Source organism: Methyloversatilis universalis EHg5 (assembly GCF_000378945.1).
GTDB classification, from domain to species: domain Bacteria; phylum Pseudomonadota; class Gammaproteobacteria; order Burkholderiales; family Rhodocyclaceae; genus Methyloversatilis; species Methyloversatilis universalis_A.
This window is the reverse complement of the sequence record NZ_KB900539.1, coordinates 1,064,757-1,083,428: the sequence shown is the minus strand read 5'-3', so window position 1 is coordinate 1,083,428 and position 18,672 is coordinate 1,064,757. Positions and strand designations below refer to the sequence as shown.

Annotated in this window: 22 protein-coding genes; 10 read left to right on the top strand and 12 right to left on the bottom strand. The window is 66.5% G+C overall.

Features of this window, described 5'->3' with window-relative positions; genetic code table 11:
* Positions 1-34: 34 nt before the first annotated feature.
* From queA to secF, 5 genes are all read left to right on the top strand, one after another.
* Positions 35-1,087: a tRNA preQ1(34) S-adenosylmethionine ribosyltransferase-isomerase QueA gene (queA, locus tag METUNV2_RS0104965; protein WP_018228392.1), complete on the top strand. Its 1,053-nt coding sequence runs from the start codon at positions 35-37 to the stop codon at positions 1,085-1,087.
* On the top strand, positions 1,077-2,186 hold the full coding sequence (gene tgt / locus METUNV2_RS0104960; protein ID WP_018228391.1) for a tRNA guanosine(34) transglycosylase Tgt: 1,110 nt from the start codon (positions 1,077-1,079) through the stop codon (positions 2,184-2,186). Before queA ends, tgt begins: the two co-directional genes overlap by 11 nt.
* Before the next feature lie 93 nt (positions 2,187-2,279).
* Positions 2,280-2,609 carry a preprotein translocase subunit YajC gene (gene yajC / locus METUNV2_RS0104955; protein ID WP_018228390.1) on the top strand — a complete coding sequence of 110 codons (330 nt, stop codon included), beginning with the start codon at positions 2,280-2,282 and terminating at the stop codon, positions 2,607-2,609.
* A 61-nt stretch (positions 2,610-2,670) separates the two neighbouring features.
* Positions 2,671-4,521, top strand: coding sequence for a protein translocase subunit SecD (secD, locus tag METUNV2_RS0104950; protein WP_018228389.1), 1,851 nt, complete (start codon positions 2,671-2,673; stop codon positions 4,519-4,521).
* A gap of 26 nt (positions 4,522-4,547) precedes the next feature.
* Entirely contained in the window at positions 4,548-5,486 is a 939-nt protein-coding gene (gene secF / locus METUNV2_RS0104945; protein WP_018228388.1) for a protein translocase subunit SecF, read from the top strand.
* A gap of 64 nt (positions 5,487-5,550) precedes the next feature.
* On the opposite strand, the gene METUNV2_RS0104940 is transcribed toward secF, so the two are convergent.
* Positions 5,551-5,871: a DUF2322 family protein gene (locus tag METUNV2_RS0104940; RefSeq protein ID WP_018228387.1), complete on the bottom strand. Its 321-nt coding sequence runs from the start codon at positions 5,869-5,871 to the stop codon at positions 5,551-5,553.
* Positions 5,872-5,939: 68 nt separating this feature from the next.
* The gene (gene purB / locus METUNV2_RS0104935; RefSeq protein ID WP_018228386.1) at positions 5,940-7,307 is read right to left on the bottom strand and encodes an adenylosuccinate lyase; all 1,368 of its coding nucleotides are present in this window, start codon (positions 7,305-7,307) and stop codon (positions 5,940-5,942) included.
* 151 nt (positions 7,308-7,458) lie between these two features.
* Here purB and METUNV2_RS0104930 point away from each other — a divergent pair, with 151 nt between their 5' ends.
* Entirely contained in the window at positions 7,459-8,067 is a 609-nt protein-coding gene (locus tag METUNV2_RS0104930; protein ID WP_026187877.1) for a glutathione S-transferase, read from the top strand.
* Between the two features lie 64 nt (positions 8,068-8,131).
* Here METUNV2_RS0104930 and mnmA read toward each other — a convergent pair whose 3' ends face one another.
* The 3 genes from mnmA to METUNV2_RS0104915 are packed head-to-tail and all read right to left on the bottom strand — an operon-like array spanning position 8,132 to position 10,276.
* A complete protein-coding gene (gene mnmA, locus METUNV2_RS0104925; RefSeq protein WP_018228384.1) occupies positions 8,132-9,280 on the bottom strand; it encodes a tRNA 2-thiouridine(34) synthase MnmA in 1,149 nt (382 codons plus the stop codon).
* Positions 9,273-9,821, bottom strand: a complete 549-nt coding sequence (locus tag METUNV2_RS0104920) for a hypothetical protein (RefSeq protein WP_026187875.1) — start codon at positions 9,819-9,821, stop codon at positions 9,273-9,275. The genes mnmA and METUNV2_RS0104920 overlap by 8 nt, the downstream gene beginning before the upstream one ends.
* Positions 9,821-10,276: an NUDIX hydrolase gene (locus tag METUNV2_RS0104915; protein WP_018228382.1), complete on the bottom strand. Its 456-nt coding sequence runs from the start codon at positions 10,274-10,276 to the stop codon at positions 9,821-9,823. Before METUNV2_RS0104915 ends, METUNV2_RS0104920 begins: the two co-directional genes overlap by 1 nt.
* A gap of 96 nt (positions 10,277-10,372) precedes the next feature.
* Here METUNV2_RS0104915 and METUNV2_RS0104910 point away from each other — a divergent pair, with 96 nt between their 5' ends.
* From METUNV2_RS0104910 to METUNV2_RS0104895, 4 genes are all read left to right on the top strand, one after another.
* On the top strand, positions 10,373-11,293 hold the full coding sequence (locus METUNV2_RS0104910; protein WP_018228381.1) for a branched-chain amino acid transaminase: 921 nt from the start codon (positions 10,373-10,375) through the stop codon (positions 11,291-11,293).
* 119 nt (positions 11,294-11,412) lie between these two features.
* On the top strand, positions 11,413-11,625 hold the full coding sequence (locus METUNV2_RS0104905; RefSeq protein WP_018228380.1) for a zinc-finger domain-containing protein: 213 nt from the start codon (positions 11,413-11,415) through the stop codon (positions 11,623-11,625).
* A 10-nt stretch (positions 11,626-11,635) separates the two neighbouring features.
* On the top strand, positions 11,636-12,067 hold the full coding sequence (locus tag METUNV2_RS0104900; protein WP_018228379.1) for a YybH family protein: 432 nt from the start codon (positions 11,636-11,638) through the stop codon (positions 12,065-12,067).
* A gap of 1 nt (position 12,068) precedes the next feature.
* A complete protein-coding gene (locus METUNV2_RS0104895) occupies positions 12,069-13,025 on the top strand; it encodes a hydrolase (protein ID WP_018228378.1) in 957 nt (318 codons plus the stop codon).
* A 118-nt stretch (positions 13,026-13,143) separates the two neighbouring features.
* Here METUNV2_RS0104895 and METUNV2_RS0104890 read toward each other — a convergent pair whose 3' ends face one another.
* From METUNV2_RS0104890 to METUNV2_RS0104860, 7 genes are all read right to left on the bottom strand, one after another.
* Complete coding sequence (locus METUNV2_RS0104890) at positions 13,144-14,754, bottom strand: NAD(P)/FAD-dependent oxidoreductase (RefSeq protein ID WP_018228377.1); 1,611 nt, start codon at positions 14,752-14,754, stop codon at positions 13,144-13,146.
* A 73-nt stretch (positions 14,755-14,827) separates the two neighbouring features.
* Positions 14,828-15,199 (bottom strand): adenosylmethionine decarboxylase, encoded by a 372-nt coding sequence (gene speD, locus METUNV2_RS0104885; protein ID WP_018228376.1) that lies wholly within the window; start codon positions 15,197-15,199, stop codon positions 14,828-14,830.
* Positions 15,196-15,339 (bottom strand): hypothetical protein, encoded by a 144-nt coding sequence (locus METUNV2_RS19970; protein WP_018228375.1) that lies wholly within the window; start codon positions 15,337-15,339, stop codon positions 15,196-15,198. Before METUNV2_RS19970 ends, speD begins: the two co-directional genes overlap by 4 nt.
* 2 nt (positions 15,340-15,341) lie before the next feature.
* Positions 15,342-16,829 (bottom strand): DUF4178 domain-containing protein, encoded by a 1,488-nt coding sequence (locus METUNV2_RS0104875; protein WP_018228374.1) that lies wholly within the window; start codon positions 16,827-16,829, stop codon positions 15,342-15,344.
* A gap of 58 nt (positions 16,830-16,887) precedes the next feature.
* Positions 16,888-17,064, bottom strand: coding sequence for an excalibur calcium-binding domain-containing protein (locus METUNV2_RS20265; protein WP_332309787.1), 177 nt, complete (start codon positions 17,062-17,064; stop codon positions 16,888-16,890).
* Between the two features lie 129 nt (positions 17,065-17,193).
* On the bottom strand, positions 17,194-18,213 hold the full coding sequence (locus tag METUNV2_RS0104865) for an SPFH domain-containing protein (protein ID WP_018228373.1): 1,020 nt from the start codon (positions 18,211-18,213) through the stop codon (positions 17,194-17,196).
* Between the two features lie 11 nt (positions 18,214-18,224).
* A complete protein-coding gene (locus METUNV2_RS0104860; RefSeq protein ID WP_018228372.1) occupies positions 18,225-18,626 on the bottom strand; it encodes a DUF350 domain-containing protein in 402 nt (133 codons plus the stop codon).
* Between the last annotated feature and the right edge of the window lie 46 nt (positions 18,627-18,672).

Here is an 18,672-nt window from a genome sequence, read left to right as displayed (position 1 = left end):
GGTTTTTTCGCGCTTTTCCGCCCCGTTCTACGCCGTGCTCACGCTTTCTGACTTCGATTACACGCTGCCCGACGACCTGATCGCGCAGGCGCCACTGCCCGAGCGCAGCGCCAGCCGTCTGCTGGTACTGGGCGACCGCGCGCCGACTGACGCGCACATCCGCGACCTGCCGCAGTGGCTGAATCCGGGCGACCTGCTGGTGTTCAACGACACCCGGGTCATGCACGCGCGGCTGTACGGCCGCAAGGACAGCGGCGGCCAGGTCGAAGTGCTGGTCGAGCGGCTGACCGGCGAGCACGAGGCGCTGGCCCAGGTACGTGCCAGCAAGACGCCGAAGCCGGGCAGCCGGCTGACGCTGGAAGACGCATTCGAGGTCGAGGTACTCGGCCGCGAGGGCGAGTTCTTCATGCTGCGCAGCCTGAGCGCTGCGCCGCTGCTCGACCTGCTGGAACGCCACGGACGGCTGCCGCTGCCGCCCTACATCGACCGCGCGGCCGCGGAAGCGGACGAAAACCGCTACCAGACCGTGTTCGCGCGCGAAACCGGCTCGGTGGCCGCCCCGACGGCGGGGCTGCATTTCGACGACGCCCTGCTGGCCGCGGTGGAGACGCGCGGCGTCCGCACCGCCCGCGTCACGCTGCACGTGGGCGCCGGCACCTTCCAGCCGGTACGGGTCGAAAACCTGGCCGAACACCACATGCACAGCGAGCGCTTCCAGCTGTCGGCCGACACCGCGCAGGCCATCGCCGACACCCGCGCCACCGGCGGCCGGGTGATCGCTGTCGGCACCACCAGCCTGCGCTGCCTGGAATCGGCCGCGGCCGCCTGCGGCGACGGCCCGCTGACCGCCTGCAGCGGCGATACCCGACTGTTCATCACGCCCGGCTACAGCTTCCGGGTGATCGACGGCCTGCTCACCAATTTCCACCTGCCGAAGTCGACGCTGCTCATGCTGGTGTCGGCGCTGGCCGGACGGCGCCGCATGTTCGACGCCTACGCGCACGCGATCGCGCAGCGCTACCGCTTTTTCAGTTACGGCGACGCCATGTTCATTCCGGCGCGCATGAAGGATGACGATGAAGTTTGATCTGCTGGCCCGCGATGGCCTCGCCCGCCGCGGCCGGCTCACGCTGGCCCACGGCACCGTCGACACCCCGGTTTTCATGCCGGTCGGCACCTATGGCACGGTCAAGGGCATGGACCCGGTGGAGCTGGAAGACATGGGCGCGCGCATCGTGCTCGGCAACACCTTCCACCTGTGGCTGCGCCCGGGCACCGACATCGTCCGCAAGCACGGCGGCCTGCACCGCTTCATGGGCTGGGAGCGGCCCATCCTGACCGACTCCGGCGGCTTCCAGGTGTTCTCGCTCGGCGCGCTGCGCAAGATCACCGAAGAAGGCGTGCGCTTCGCCAGCCCGATCAACGGTGACAAGCTCATGCTGACGCCGGAGGAGTCGATGCGCATCCAGCACGACCTGAATTCCGACGTGGTGATGATTTTCGATGAGTGCACACCCTACCCGGCCGATCACCCGACCGCCGCCGAATCGATGCGGCTCAGCCTGCGCTGGGCGCGCCGCTCGCGCGACGCGCACGACAGTCTGGGCAACACGAATGCGCTGTTCGCCATCGTGCAGGGCGGCATGCATGAAGACCTGCGCGACGAGTCGCTGGCCGGACTGAAGGACATCGGCTTCGACGGCTACGCCATCGGCGGGCTGTCGGTCGGCGAACCGAAGGAGGACATGCAGCGCATCCTGGCCCACACCGGCCCGAAGCTGCCGGAAGGCGCGCCGCATTACCTGATGGGCGTGGGCACGCCGGAAGACATCGTGCACGCGATCGCGCACGGCATCGACATGTTCGACTGCGTCATGCCCACCCGCAACGCGCGCAATGGCTGGCTGTTCACCCGTTACGGCGACCTCAAGCTGAAGAACGCCCGCTACAAGGACGACACCGGCCCGGTGGACGCAAGCTGCGAATGCCACACCTGCAGCCGCTACACCCGCGCCTACCTGCACCATCTGCACCGCTGCAACGAAATGCTGGGCGCGCGGCTGAATACGCTGCACAACCTGCACTTCTACCAGCAGTTCACCCGCGAGGCGCGCGAGGCGATCGAGGGCGGACGCTACGCCGAATGGTCGGCCGCCTTCCTGGCAGAACGCCAGCGCGGCGTGTAATGCGAACCGCCCCCGGGAATTCCTCTGTCCCGGGGCTGTCGGACGCGGCTGATATACTCGCGCGCTTTCCAATAATTACCCGCGGAGACCCCTGTGCTCATTTCCCCCGCCTATGCCCAGGCTGCCGGCGCTGCTGCCGATCCGACCGGCGGCATCATGGGCTTTCTGCCCATCATCCTGATGTTCGTGGTGCTGTGGTTCCTGATGATCCGCCCGCAGATGAAGCGTGCCAAGGAACACAAGACCATGGTCGAAGCGCTGGCCAAGGGTGACGAAGTCGTCACCCAGGGTGGTGTGGCCGGTCGCATCGTCAAGGTCGGCGACAACTTCGTCAGCGTCGAAGTGGCGCCGAACGTCGAAATCACCCTCCAGCGTCAGGCCGTCTCCACCGTGCTGCCCAAGGGCACGCTGAAGGCGCTGTAAGCCCTCGTCGCCGGCGGCATCCATCCGCCGGCCTCCCTCCTCTTTCCGTTCCTGCCTCGCAATGAACCGCTACCCGCTCTGGAAAAACGCGCTGGTGATCGTGGCGCTGCTGCTCGGGCTGATCTACACGCTGCCCAATTTCTACGGCGAGGCCCCTGCAGTGCAGGTGTCGACCGCGCGCACCGGCGTCACGCTCGATGCGAACCTGATGTCCCAGGTCGAGAACACGCTGAAGGACGCCGCCATCGCCCACACCGGCATCACGCTGGACACCAGCGGTGTGCGCGTACGTCTGGCCGACCCCGACACCCAGCTCAAGACCCGCGACGTGCTCGAAAAGGCACTCAACCCGGACGCGGCCGATGCCAAGTACGTGGTGGCGCTGAACCTGCTGTCCAAGTCGCCGTCCTGGCTGTCGCATGCCGGCGCCAAGCCGATGTATCTGGGTCTGGATCTGCGCGGTGGCGTGCACTTCCTGCTGCAGGTGGACATGAAGGGCGCGATGACCAAGCGCCTCGATTCGATGGCCTCCGACCTGCGCATCCAGCTGCGCGAGAAGAACGTGCGCCACGGCGGCATCAACCGTGAAGGCGACACCATCACGCTGCACTTCCGCGACGCCGACGGCCGCGACGCGGCGCGCGGCAAGGTGGAAGACACGCTGCCCGACCTGGCATGGACGCTCAGCGAATCCGGCGCCGATTACGTGCTGACCGGCCGCATGAAGCCGATCGCCGAGAAGGACATCCGCGAATCGGCGATCAAGCAGAACATCCTGACGCTGCAGAAGCGCGTGAACGAACTGGGCGTGGCCGAACCCATCATCCAGCAGCAGGGCGCGGACCGCATCGTCGTTCAGCTGCCGGGCGTGCAGGACGTGGCCAAGGCCAAGGATCTGATCGGCCGCACCGCCACGCTGGAAGTGCGTCTGGTCGACCAGGAAGCCATGATCAGCGGCAACGCCGAAGGCCTCGAGGTCTATCCGGAGCGCGCGCGCAACGGTGTGGTGACCCAGGTGCCGGTGAAGAAGCAGGTCATCCTGACCGGCGAGCGCTTCGAAACCGCCCAGGCCTCGTTCGATGACGCCAACCGTCCGGCGGTCGCGGTGAAGCTGGATTCGACCGGCGGTCGCATCATGCGCACGGTCACCCGCGAAAACCTGAAGAAGATGATGGCCATTCTGCTGTTCGAGAAGGGCCGCGGCGAAGCCATTTCGGTCGCCACCATCCAGGGCGAATTCGGTGACCGCTTCCAGATCACCGGCCAGTTCAGCCCGCAGGAAACCAATACGCTGGCCATCCTGATCCGCTCCGGTGCGCTGGCCGCGCCGATGGACATCATCGAGGAACGCGTGATCGGCCCGTCGCTGGGTGCGGAGAACATCGACAAGGGCTTCCACTCGACGCTGTGGGGCTTCATCGCGATCGCGGTGTTCATGATCGGCTACTACATGGTGTTCGGCTTCATTTCGTCCGCCGCGCTGGCCGCCAACCTGCTGTTCCTGATCGCGCTGCTGTCGCTCCTGCAGGCCACGCTGACGCTGCCCGGCATCGCCGCCATCGCGCTCACGCTGGGCATGGCGATCGACGCCAACGTACTGATCAACGAGCGGGTGCGCGAAGAACTGCGCAATGGCGTGAGTCCGCAGGCGGCGATCTCCGCCGGCTACGACCGCGCCTGGGCCACCATTCTCGACTCCAACATCACCACGCTGATCGCCGGCCTGGCGCTGCTCATCTTCGGTTCCGGCCCGGTGCGCGGCTTCGCGGTGGTGCACTGCCTGGGCATCCTGACCTCGATGTTCAGCGCTGTGGTGGTGTCGCGTGCGCTGGTGAATCTGGTCTATGGCCGTGCCCGCAAGCTCGAGAAGGTGTCCATCGGCACCGTCTGGAAGCCGGGCACCGGCGCGTAACCGCATACAAGGAAAGCTGAACAGCCATGGAATTCTTCCGTATCCGGCGTGACATCCCCTTCATGCGCAATGCGCTGGTGTTCAACGCCATTTCGGTCATCACCTTCCTGCTGGCGGTGTTCTTCCTCGCCACCCGCGGGCTGCATCTGTCGGTGGAATTCACCGGCGGCACGCTGATGGAGGTGAACTACAGCGAAGCACCCAATCTCGAAACCGTCCGCAAGGCGCTGACCGACAGCGGCTTCAGCGATCCGCAGGTGCAGAACTTCGGCACCGCGCGCGACGTGATGATCCGCCTGCCGCTGGTCAAGGACACCGATTCGGCCAAGGTGAGCCAGCAGGTGATGGCCACGCTGGACAAGGCCGAGGGCCCGAAAGCCGAACTGCGCCGGGTCGAGTACGTCGGCCCGCAGGTGGGCAAGGAGCTGGCCGCCGACGGCTCGCTGGCGCTGATGCTGGTGATTTTCGGCATCGTGCTTTACCTGGCCATGCGTTTCGAGTGGCGCTTCGCGGTATCGGCCATCATCGCCAACCTGCACGACGTGGTCATCATCCTGGGCTTCTTCGCCGCCTTCCAGTGGGAGTTCTCGCTGCCGGTGCTGGCGGCGGTGCTGGCGGTGCTGGGCTATTCGGTGAACGAATCGGTAGTGGTGTTCGACCGGGTGCGCGAAGTGTTCCGCAACCCGCGCAAGCGCACGATGAGCGTGCCCGAAGTGCTGGATCACGCGATCACCAGCACCATTTCGCGCACCATCATCACCCACGGTTCGACCCAGATGATGGTGCTGTCCATGCTGCTGTTCGGCGGCCAGGCCCTGCACTACTTCGCGGTCGCGCTCACCATCGGCATCTGCTTCGGCATCTACTCGTCGGTGCTGGTGGCCAGCCCGCTGGTGATGTGGCTGGGCGTGAAGCGCGAACAGCTGGTGAAGCCGCCCAAGCAGAAGCAGGAAGCGGTGGTCTGAGGACCGCTTGCAGACAATAAAAAACCCGGCTTCGGCCGGGTTTTTTATTGGGCGCCCGCCTGGATCAGGGCTGGGCGAACACCTGCTTCACGCGCAGCGTCGTACCGCTGGCGATCAGGTCAATCAGGCGGTCGATGTTCGGATGCTTGCCCGGATTGGCCTGCGCGTCGGCGGTGTGCTCGCCGTAGATGTCCAGCCCCTGCTTGGCCGCGTCGGCATTGATCGCGCCGTGCAGCTGGGCCAGATGGTTGTACACCGCCAGCGAACCGGCCTGACCCGGCTTGTTCTCGATGGTGGCCACCACTTCGCCAGCGGCATCCAGCAGCTGGATAGCGGACAGATGGGACACGCCGGGCAGCGTTTTCAGGGTATCGGCAAAACTCATGAAAGGTCCTCGATGAATGCACCGGAGCGCTGTCCCGTCTCACCGGACGAGACAGCGCCCCGGCTGGATCAGATGGCGCGGGCGAGGCGGACGGCGTCGCCGATGTAGCTGGCCGGCGTCATCGCCAGCAGGCGTTCGCGCTCGGCTGCCGGAATGTCCAGCGTGGCGATGAAGGCGTGCAGGCCTTCGCGGTCGATGCCGCGGCCACGGGTCAGTTCCTTAAGCTGTTCGTACGGATTGGGCACGCCATAGCGGCGCATGACGGTCTGCACCGGCTCGGCCAGCACTTCCCAGCAGGCGTCGAGATCGGCCGCCAGCGCTTCCGGTGCAGCCAGCAGCTTGCCCAGGCCGCGCGACAGCGAATCCAGCGCCAGCACGCTGTAGCCGAAAGCCACGCCCATATTGCGCAGCACGGTCGAATCGGTCAGGTCACGCTGCATGCGCGACACCGGCAGCTTTTCCGACAGGTGGCGCAGCACCGCGTTGGCCAGACCGAGATTGCCTTCGGCGTTCTCGAAATCGATCGGATTCACCTTGTGCGGCATGGTAGAGCTGCCGATCTCGCCGGCCTTCAGCTTCTGCTTGAAGTAGCCGAGCGAGATGTACATCCAGAAATCACGCGCGGCGTCGAGCAGGATGGTGTTGGCGCGCGCCATCGCGTCGAACAGTTCGGCCATCGCGTCGTGCGGCTCGATCTGGATGGTGTAGGGATTGAATTCCAGCCCGAAGGATTCGATGAAGGCGCGGTTGAACTGCGGCCAATCAACTTCCGGGTAGGCCGACAGGTGGGCGTTGTAGTTGCCGACCGCGCCATTGAACTTGGCGGTCATGCTGACCGCGGCGATGCGGGCACGGGCGCGCATCAGGCGGGCGGCGATATTGGCCATTTCCTTGCCCAGCGTGGTCGGGCTGGCGGGCTGGCCGTGGGTGCGCGACAGCATGGGCAGCTCGGCCAGGTCATGCGCCAGACCGCGCAGCCGCTCGATGGCGGCGTCCAGCGCCGGCAGCAGCACGTCGCGACGGCCCTCTTCCAGCATCAGCGCGTGCGACACGTTGTTGATGTCTTCCGAGGTACAGGCGAAATGGATGAACTCGGACACACCGGTCACTTCGGCATTCTTCGCGAGGCGCTCCTTCAGCCAGTACTCCATCGCCTTCACGTCGTGATTGGTGCGCGCCTCAATGGTCTTGATCGCGGCCGCGTCCTCGACGCTGAATTCGCGGATCACCGCATCCAGCTCGTCCAGCGTGGCCTGCGAAAAGGCCTTCACTTCCGGAATCTGGGCGCTGGCGGCCAGCGCGCACAGCCAGGCGATCTCGACGCGGACGCGGTTGCGGATCAGGCCGTATTCGCTGAAATGGCCGCGCAGCGGATCGAGCTTGGCAGCGTAGCGACCGTCGAGCGGCGACAGCGCGGAAAGGGCGTGGGAACTCATGAGGAACCTGCTGGAAAGATGGACTGAAAAGGCGCAGGACGCAGTCGCGTCGTGCAACGCAACACGAATTTTATCATGTGCCCGCCAGGCGTCCGGTCCGGCTGCCGGCGACCCGGCGGTATAATTCCGGCGTCGTCAATCGGTGCTGTCCATGAAACTCGTCGGTTCGTATACCAGCCCCTACGTGCGCAAGACGCGCGTCGTGCTCGCGGAAAAGAAGATCGACTACGAATTCGTGATCGATTCGCCGTGGACCGACACCACCGGTGTGCCGGACATCAACCCGCTGGGCAAGATTCCGGTGCTGGTGCTGGACGACGACACCTGCCTGTTCGATTCCCGCGTGATCGTCGAATACCTCGACGGCGTGGCGCCCAACAACAAGCTGCTGCCCTCGCCGGCGCGCGAACGGGCGCTGGTCAAGCGCTGGGAAGCGCTGGCCGACGGTCTGATCGACGCCGCAGTGGCCATCCTGCTGGAAGGGCGCCGGGCCGACGGCGAACGCAGCGAAAGCTGGGCCGCCCGCCAGCAGCTGAAGATAGAGCGCGCGCTGACCACCCTGGCCGCCGACCTCGGCGACGACGCCTGGTGCCACGGCACCACCATTTCGCTGGCCGACATCGCGGTTGGCTGCGCGCTGGGCTATCTCGATTTCCGCCAGCCGGCGCTGGACTGGCGCAGCACGCACGCCAATCTGGCCCGTCTGCAGGACAAGCTGCAGCAGCGCGCCTCTTTCGCCGACACCGTTCCGCACGACTGAGCGGTCGCCATCGCTTTCCCGCGGACCGGCGCAGCGCGCCCGGTCCGCGGTCATCGGCAGGATTTCAGTCTGCCGATGACACGATGATGCCGCCGCCCAGACACACCTTGCTCTCGTACACCACCACGCTCTGACCAGGCGTGACCGCCCACTGTGGCTCGGCGAACACGACTTCGCAGCGGTCCGCATCGACCGCGTCGATGCTGCACGGCGCGTCCGGCTGGCGATAACGGCTTTTCGCGGCATAGACCCAGTGGGTGTGCGGCGCGTCGCCGGACACCCAGGACAGGTCCGCCGCCACCAGACGGCCAGACAGCAGCGCCGGATGGTCGTGACCGCGCACCACGTAGAGCACGTTCTTCTCCATGTCCTTGCGCGCCGCATACCAGGCGTCGTGCTCGCCGGCGTCATCCGCCATGCCCTTGAGGCCGCCGATGCGCAGCCCCTTGCGCTGGCCTATCGTGTGATACATCAGGCCGTCGTGCTGGCCGAGCACCCGCTCGCTGTCCAGATCGCGGATTTCGCCCGGCGTGACCGGCAGGTAGCGCTGCAGGAATTCGCGGAAAGGGCGCTCGCCGACGAAACAGATGCCGGTCGAGTCCTTCTTCGCCGCATTGGCCAGCCCGGCGTCGGCCGCGATGCGGCGCACGTCGCGCTTGTACAGGTGACCGACCGGAAACAGCGTGCGCGACAGCTGGGCCTGGTTCAGCCGGTGCAGGAAATAGCTCTGGTCCTTGGTGCCGTCCTCGCCCTTCATGAGCTGGAAGCGGCCTTCGAATTCCCCAACCTGAGCGCGCACCTGCGCGTAATGACCGGTGGCGATGCGGGTGGCGCCCAGCTGCATCGCGTGATCCAGAAAGGCGGCGAACTTGATTTCGGCATTGCACAGCACGTCCGGATTCGGCGTGCGGCCGGCCTGGTATTCGCGCAGGAAGCTGGCGAACACGCGGTCCTTGTACTCGGCCGAGAAATTGACCACTTCGAAGTCGATGCCGATCACGTCGGCCACCGCCGCCGCGTCGATCAGGTCCTGCCGGGTGGAACAGTAGTCATCGGTGTCGTCGTCTTCCCAGTTCTTCATGAACAGGCCGACCACCCTGTAGCCGGCCTGCTTCAGCAGCAGCGCCGACACTGAGGAATCGACGCCGCCGGACAGGCCGACGACCACTGTTTCGCCATTTCCGGGCGCGATGCCCGCGAGTGCTTCATTCATCCGGGTATCCCCCGTCCTTCCATCTGTTCAGATCCATCACGACCGCCGGTTCGGCGTGGTCGCGAAACCAGGTATCGACCGCGTAACGATGCCCCTCCGCATCTTCGATCGCCGCACTGAAGTGCTGCATGATGACCCAGCTGGTACGCCGCTGGATGTCGATCACGCGGTGGAATTTCAGCGCACCGACCGCCTGCAGCGCCCGCAGCATGCGGTCGGTCGTGTGGGCGTGGTCGATGCAGTCCATGCGCCCGTGTACTTCATCGTCGAGGAAGTCGCCGGCGCGATCCACATGTATCGGCGACTGTTCGCCCGCCCAGCGGTACATGCGGGCCAGCACGTACTGCAGGCGCCCGCGCTCGTCCGCCGCGTCCGCACTGCCGTCCAGTGCCCTGTGCAGGGACAGCATCTGCGCCGGCGCATAAACCACGGCCTGAGTGTTCTGGCAACCGTAGTTGAAGCACACCTCCAGCGTCTGTTCGCCCGAGCCCGCAGCCAGCAGCGGCAAAGCCGCCAGCAGGCTCGCCAACAACCCGCGCATCAGCCGAAATGCCGGAGCGCAGACAGCGGCAGCCGGATGCCGGCCAGCCAGTCCTGCACGCAGGCGCTGACCAGCGGGCTGCGGTGCCGGTGGCGGCTGGCTTCGATCTCGTCCGGCGTCATCCACACCGCACGGACGATACCCTCGTCCAGTGCGCGGCCGGCAATCTGCTCACCGGCTTCGCCGGCAAAGGCGAAGCGCAGATAGGTCACCTCGCCGTCCGGCCTGCGCCACTGGTAGATGCCCACCAGTTCGCGCGGTGTGAAGGGGTGGGCGGTTTCTTCCATCGCCTCGCGGGCGCAGGCCTCGACCAGCGATTCGCCCTCTTCCAGGTGACCGGCCGGCTGGTTCAGCATCAGACCGGCAGACGTGTGTTCCTCAACCAGCAGGAAGCGGCCCCTGTCCTCGATCAGCGCCGCCACCGTGACGTTGGGTTTCCAGATGCGTTCGCTCATGCGGGGATTTTAACGCGGCAAGCTCACGGCAGCCGCCGCCGGAGGGCCGGCTTCGGCTAAAATCACGGGTTTACCGCAATCTCTGGAGTGTTTCCCATGTCGATGGCCGACCGCGACGGTTTTATCTGGTACGACGGCAAGCTGGTGCCCTGGCGCGAGGCCACCACGCACGTACTGACGCATTCGCTGCATTACGGTCTGGCCGTCTTCGAAGGTGTGCGTGCCTACAACACCGAGATCGGCACCGCCATCTTCCGCCTCAAGGAACACACCGACCGGCTGTTCAACTCGGCGCACATCTACATGATGAAGATGCCGTACGGCCGCGAAGAACTGATGGAAGCGCAACTCGAAGTGGTGCGCGCCAACAAGCTGGAATCCTGCTACCTGCGCCCGATCGCCTTCTTCGGCTCGGAAAAGATGGGCATCTCGACCCGCGGCGCGTCGGTGCATGTCGCCATCGCCGCCTGGCCCTGGGGCGCCTACCTCGGCGAGGACGGCCTGAAGCGCGGCATCCGCGTGAAAACCTCGTCCTACTCGCGCCACCATGTGAACGTGTCCATGTGTCGTGCCAAGTACTCGGGCACCTACGCCAACTCCATCCTGGCGAACATGGAAGCGACCGAACAGGGCTACGACGAGGCGCTGCTGCTGGACGTCGATGGCTTCGTGGCCGAAGGCGCCGGCGAGAACCTGTTCGTGATCAAGGACAACAAGATCTACGAACCGGAAATCGCCTCCGCGCTGGTGGGCATCACCCGCGCCTCGGTGATCGACATCGCCGCCGAACTGGGCTACACCGTGGTGTCCAAGCGCCTCACCCGCGACGACATCTACACCGCGGACGAAGCCTTCTTCACCGGCACCGCGGCCGAAGTGACGCCGATCCGCGAACTGGACGGCCGCCTGATCGGTACCGGCAGCCGCGGCCCGATCACTGAAAAGATCCAGGCCCGCTTCTTCGATGCGGTGAACGGTCGCGCGCCGGAATATCACCACTGGCTCACGCGGATCTGAGGCAGATCCGCCGAACACGATCCGCTGAGACCCATCCGAGCTGTGCGCGGCGCACGCGCCGCACACATCCCTGATTCCGTGCGCGGCCGGTCCGCGCACCTTTCTGTCCGGAGCACACCATGACCCAAGCCGGTAACGATTCCAGCCGCGACCACGCACGCGAGATCGAAGTCAGCGCGAACGACCTTCCGCTGCATTGCCCGCTGCCCGGCGCACCGCTGTGGGCGCGCCACCCGCGCGTCTTTCTCGACGTGACCAAGACCGGACAGGCCGCCTGCCCCTACTGCGGCACCCGCTACAGCTACCACGGCCCGGCCATCGCCGGCCACTGAGCGGCGCGGCATGGAAAGCCAGCGCAAGACCTTTTTCGCCTCGCCGCAGGAGGCGGAAACCGCCTTCTATGACGCTCGCAACCGGGGCGACATAGAGGGCCTGATGGCGGTATGGGCGGACGAGGACGACATCATGTGCATCCTTGCCGGCTGCCCGCGCGCCAGCGGCTACGAAGCGGTACGCGAAGCCTGGCGCCGCATGTTCGCCGGCCCGCACGCCGATGTACGCATCAGCCACGCACTGGTCACGCAGGGCGCGCTGCAGGCGATACACAGCGTGCACGAAACCCTGTCCGCCCCGGGCGACCGCACACCGCGACCGGTGCTGGTGGTGACCAACGTCTATGTACGCGGCCCGCTGGGCTGGCACATGGTGCTGCACCACGCCTCGCCGCTGCCGGCCGAGCAGGACGGTCCCGACCTGCCGAAAATCCTGCACTGAAATGGTCCAGCCCTACCGTCCGGCGCCCTGGCTGCCCGGCGGCCACGCGCAGACCATCTGGCCGCGCTTCATTCCGCTGGCCCGCCCGGCGCTGAGTCGCGAGCGCATCGACACGCCGGACGGCGACTTCCTCGACCTCGACTGGCTACCGCTGCGCGTGCGGCAGCCGCTGGTCGTTCTGTTCCACGGGCTGGAAGGCAGTTCCGGCAGCCATTACGCCAAGGCGCTGATGCATGCGCTGGCCGCACGCGGCTGGAATGGCGTGGTGGTGCATGCGCGCGGCTGTTCCGGCGAATCGAACCGCCTGCTGCGCGCCTATCACTCGGGCGACAGCGCCGAACTCGAATGGCTGCTGCCGCGGCTGCATGCGCGGGCAGACGGTGCGCCGCTGTACGCGGTCGGTGTGTCGCTGGGCGGCAACGTGCTGTGCAAGTGGCTGGGCGAACAGGGCCAGGCGGCCTCGCGCTGGCTGGCGGCCGCGGCCTCGGTCTGCGCGCCGGTTGACCTCGGCGTGTCAGGCCGCGCGCTGGACCGCGGCTTCAACCGGGTCTATGCCCAGTACTTCCTGCGCACGATGAAGCCACGCACGCTGGACAAGGCGCGGCGCTTTCCCGGTCAGGTGGACGCCGCGACCATTGCGCACTGCTCCTCCATCCGCGGCTTCGACGATGCCTTCACCTCGCGGGTGCATGGTTTCCGCGATGCCGACGATTACTGGACGCGCTGCGCCTCGAAACCGCTGCTGAAATCGGTGCGCACGCCGCTGCTGCTGCTGCAGGCGCTGAACGACCCCATGGTGCCTGCGTGGTCGCTGGCCACGCCGGATCAGCTGTCGTCCGACGTGAAGCCGGACTACACCGCACAGGGGGGGCATGTCGGCTATGTCAGCGGCGCCCCCGGCGGCCATCTGGACTGGCTGCCGCAGCGGCTGCTCCACTTCTTCGAACACGGTCGCTGAATCGCCGCCGGCCGCTTGAGCGGGGCGCGGCGATCACGGCGGCGCAAGCGGACGCGGTGTGCCGGCGCCCCATCGCGGCGGGGGCGCCGCTCCCACGAAGCTCGATGGCCTGCGCCGGTCAGCGCGACGACACCATGCTCAGCGCCACCGCCTCGGCCACCTCGATGCCATCGACCGCCGCCGACAGGATGCCGCCGGCGTAGCCCGCGCCCTCGCCTGCCGGGTAAAGGCCGCGCGTGTTCAGGCTCTGATAGCTGTGCGGATCGCGCTTGATGCGGATCGGCGACGAGGTGCGCGTTTCCACACCGGTGAGCACCGCGTCGTGCCGACCAAAGCCCTTGATCTGACGGTCGAAGGCGGGGAAGGCCTCGCGCATCGCGGTAATCGCATACTCGGGCAGGGCCGTCGCCAGACTGCCCAGCGTCACGCCCGGCTTGTAGCTCGGCTCCACCTCGCCCAGCGCCTTCGACGGCCGGCCGGCGACAAAATCGCCCACCAGCTGGCCCGGCGCGTTGTAGTCGCCGCCGCCCAGTTCGAACGCGCGCGATTCCAGCGTGCGCTGCAGGTCGATGCCGGCCAGCGGATGACCCGGGTAATCCTGTTCCGGCGAAATGCCGACCACGATGCCGGCGTTCGCGTTGCGTTCGTTGCGCGAGTACTGGCTCATGCCGTTGGTCACCACGCGGCCCTCTTCCGAGGTCGCGGCCACCACGGTGCCGCCCGGGCACATGCAGAAGCTGTAGACCGAGCGGCCGTTCTTCGCGTGATGCACCAGCTTGTAGTCGGCCGCACCCAGCACCGGGTGACCGGCGAAGTCGCCGAAGCGCGCGCGGTCGATCAGGCTCTGCGGATGTTCCACCCGGAAGCCGACCGAAAACGGCTTGGCTTCGATGTACACGCCGCGCTCATGCAGCATGCGGAAGGTGTCGCGCGCGCTGTGACCGATGGCCAGCACCACGTGGTCGGTGACGATTTCGGTGCCGTCGGCCAGCTTCACTCCACGCACCGCGCCATCCTCGATCACGATGTCCTCGACCCGTGCCTGGAAGCGGATTTCGCCGCCCAGAGATTCGATCTCGGCGCGTATCTTCTCGACCATGCCGACCAGCCGGAAGGTGCCGACGTGCGGCTTGCTCACGTACAGGATTTCTTCCGGTGCGCCGGCCTTCACGAATTCGTTCAGCACCTTGCGGCCGTAGTGCTTCGGGTCCTTGATCTGGCTGTACAGCTTGCCGTCGGAAAAGGTGCCGGCGCCACCTTCGCCGAACTGCACGTTCGATTCCGGATCGAGCACCCGCTTGCGCCACAGGCCCCAGGTGTCCTGCGTGCGTTCGCGCACCGCGCGTCCGCGCTCCAGCACGATGGGACGGAAACCCATCTGCGCCAACAGCAGCGCCGCCATGAAACCGCAGGGGCCCATGCCGATCACCACCGGCCGGCTCGCGAGCCCGTCCGGCGCACGCGCGACGAATCGATAGGCGGTGTCCGGCGTCGGCTGCAGCTGCGGCGACGGCTTGTGCGCCTTCAGCACCGCCGCCTCGTCGCGCAGTTCGACGTCCAGCGTGTAGATCAGGTGGATGGCCGAGCGGCGGCGGGCGTCGTAGCCACGGCGGAACACGTGGAGGGCCAACAGGTCGGCGTCGGGAATGCGCAGCCGTTCGAGCACGGCGGCACGCAGGGCCGCTTCCGGATGGTCGAGCGGAAGCTTGATTTCGGTCAGTCTGAGCATGAGGCAGGGCCTTGTCTATAAGCCAGCCCGACAGTGTACCCGGTCAGGGCGGCCGACCGGAAACCGGCTGCGCTCAGACCCGGCCCGGCTCGCTGCGCAGGCCGCGCGCGCATTCGCGCACCTCGATGCGCCCGGCACGCAGGCGTTCGCCGATCAGCGTAGCGGCGGTCATCGCCTCGGCGTCGCCGCACATGAACACATCCACCGCGGCGTAGCCGTGTTCCGGCCAGGTGTGGATGCTGATGTGCGATTCGGCCAGCAGCAGCACACCGGTCACGCCCTGACCGGGGCCGAACGGATGCAGCTGCGTACCGAGCACGCGGGCACCGGCCATGCGCGCGGCCTCGGTCAGCGTCGCCTCGATCAGCGCAAGATCGGCCAGCGGCGCAGGCTCGATGCCGTACAGGTCAAGCAGCACATGGTGGCCCTGCGGCGGCAGCGTCATTTGTGGCCCGAACCCCAGGACGAACCGGAACCGGAGCCGGACGAGTAGGAACGCGAACGTCCGCCGCCATCGTCGTCGGCATTGATGGCAAGGCTGATCAGCAGCAGCACCAGGGCGTAGATGCCGTAGAACACCCGCATGGTCAGTCGGACTCCTTCACGTTCAGCGGCAGCCACAGCAGGTAGAGCGCAATGCCGGTCACCACCAGCGCATCGACGTTGAAGGGCAGGATGTAGCGCAGATTCAGCACCCCGATCAGACCGGTAAAGACCCAGGCCAGCGGCTTCAGCGTGGCCTTGCCCGCCGCATCGAGCAGCATAGGCTTGTCGATGCGCAGGCCGGCGGGCGCCGGTGCGATGGATGCCAGCCTGCGCCCCGCCCAGCTGGCCACCAGGTCGAGCGGCACCGGTTCGGCCAGCGACCAGCCCATCTCGTGCTCACTGCGCTCCAGATTGAGCACCCGGTCGCCCTGCACATACTCACCGATCTCGGTGCGGTCGCCGGCACGCGCCTGCCACGGAAAGGCGCCCACCACCTGACGCACCTCCGCCACATAGATGTAGCGACGCACAAAGGCCTTGCCGGCCAGCGTCGCCGCAGTGGCTGTGTGGCTCTCCGGCCAGGCATCCAGCACGCGGGCGCGCTGCCAGCCCTGACGGGTTTCCACCAGCCAGGAGAACCCGGCCTGCGGTGCGTACAGCAGGTATTCGAACCACTCGGGTTCGGAGGCGTCGGCCGGCACGCCGCAGCGCAACCAGCCCATCACCCGCCAGGCCAGACCTTCGATGGTGAGCGTTTCGCCCGCCTGCAGCGTGGCGCCGACCGCGCGATCGTCCACCGCCTGCCGGCTCACCACTTCGGCCTGACCGGCCGCCAGCGAAATCTGCGATCGGCAGGACGGGCAGGTCAGATGCTGGGTGGCGCCGGGCACCACCGCGGCGGACGCGCCACAGGCCGGGCAGATCAGCGTGCCCACGCCGCCCTTCAGCCGCCCGGCGCGCGCAGCCACGTCGTCCGCGTCGCGCAGGCGCTGGGCGTACAGGCCGGCCAGCGACACGGCGCGCCCGCGGTAACAGACCGGCGGCAGGTCAGAATAGTCCAGCGTCAGGAATTCGTCGCGGTGGCGGTAGTCGATCACCCGTGCCACCCAGCGCGCATCGACCGGAAACGGCAGTTCGCCCTCGGCGGCGACACATTCCGCCTTGCGGATGTCGGCCGCGTGCCAGAAGGTGCCGCCGAGCGACCAGCGGTTGCCCGGCTCGACCTTGTCGAACAGCGGCGGGCCGACCGCGTCGCCGTCTGGCCGGGTCAGCACGAACTGACCGGCGAAATCGCCCAGCCAGCCGCCGCTGCCGTCGTCGAACAGCAGATACCACTCGTTCCACACGCCGTGTTCGTAGCGCAGCTGGATGCGGCCGACCACGGTGAAGCCCTGACCGGCGTACTGGCCGGCGGTCATGATCTGTACCGGCGAGTGGTCCTCGATCAGCGCCGCCTGCTTGCCGATGTCGCGTACCGCGTCGGCGTCGCGCAGCAGCGTGGTGCGGCAGTAGCCGCACACCGCCATGCGTGACGCGGCCGAACGGAATTCGACCGGCGCCCCGCAGCCGGGGCAGGCCGCCTGATACATCACCGTTCCGCCTGCATCAAAGCATGCACTGAGCGAATTTCACTGATCAGGACGTGTGTCAGCGGCACCACTGCTTCTCGCACGGAACGCCGTCGTTGTTTCCATCCATCTGCGTGCCCGGACAATTCCGGAGGAAATAGGTCGCCTCGGCACAGGATGTCATTTGAGAACAATGGGTCCGGCCGTCGCACTTGAAAGACACGGAGACGGCCTCTTCCTGTGCAACGGCAGACATTTCGGACGGTTCGCCTCGATATGTCGAATTCGCGACGTACTTCCCGTATCCATGCCACGCCAGGCCGACAAGCACGCCTGCAATCAGCAACTTTTTCATAGGCTGTTCGAATGCGCTGAGGCTGGAAGATCAAATGCCGGTGATCTGCTTGATCACGTCCGCCTTGGCCGCGTCATAGTCGGCCTGGGTGATGAGGCCGCCGTCGAGCAGCGACTTCAGCTTGCCCAGCCGGGCCTCGGGGCTGTCGACGGCCGGGGCAGCAGCGGGTGCTGCAGCCGGCGTGCCGGCCTGAGCCGCACGCATCGCCTCGGTCATCACCTGCCCCATGGTCAGGCCGGCGCCCAGACTGGCGCCGACGCCGGCCAGCCCGCCCTCGTTCTGCGCGGCGAGCGGAATCGCATTCGCGGTCTGGTACTGGGTATAGGTGGCCATATTGCCGACCATGCCCATCGAGATGCGGGTGTCGAGCGCCTTCTGCAGTTCTTCCGGCAGCGAAATGCTTTCGACCGCGAAATTGTCGATCGCCACGCCATAGCGCTCGAACACCGGCGTCATCGCGGTCTTCACCGCGTCCGACATCACGCCCAGATTGGCCGCCATGTCGAGGAAGGGCGCGGCCGAATTGCCCAGCGTGCTGCTCATGGTCGACACGACCAGATTGCGCAGCTGCATTTCGAGGTCGTCGACCGTGTAGGTGTCGCGCGTGCCGCTAATTTCGGTGAAGAACTTCTTCGGGTCGGCCAGCTTGTACGAATACATGCCGAAGGCGCGCAGCCGCACCATGCCGAAATCCTTGTCGCGCACCGTCACCGGTTGCGGCGTGCCCCACTTGCGGCCCAGCTGCAGCCGGGTGCTGAAGAAATAGACGTCGCTCTTGAAGGGCGACTGGAACAGCTTGTCCCAGTTCTGCAGGTAGGTGAGCACCGGCAGGGTGTTCGTGTTCAGCGTGTGCAGGCCGGGGCCGAACACGTCGGCCACCTTGCCTTCATTGACGAACACCGCCATCTGCGATTCGCGCACGGTGAGCTTCGCGCCGTACTGGATTTCGAAGTCCTGCATCGGGTAGCGCCAGGCCAGCACGCCGTCGCCGTCCTCGTTCCACTGCAGTACGTCGATGAACTGCTTCTTGATGAAATCACCGATACCCATTGCAGACTCCTTCAGGAAAGACAGGCGGCGTTGACCACGCCGACCACCAGCGACACGGTGCCCATCAGCGCGCCCATCGCAATATTGTTCGCCTCGATCGCCGCCTTCATTTCCGGCAGGCTGCGCTCGATCAGCAGATAGGCCCCCATCTGCACCACCGCCGACAGCGTGCCCCAGACGATGAACATCAGGTAATGGTCGTTATGCAGGATGCTGGACGCCACGGTCAGCGAGAAGCCAGCGATGGCACCGGCCAGCGACAGCGCGGCGGCGGTGCAGCCGCGGCGGATCAGCGGCAGTTCGTGGAAGGGCGTGACCCGCACATAGACCGCGGCGAATGCCGTCACCATGACCAGACCGGACAGCAGATGCTTCAGATAGAGGTAGAACTGGTCCAGCGGCAGTTGCGGCATGATTGCGCGTCTCCAACCTTCTCTGTGGTCTGTGCGCACGCACTCT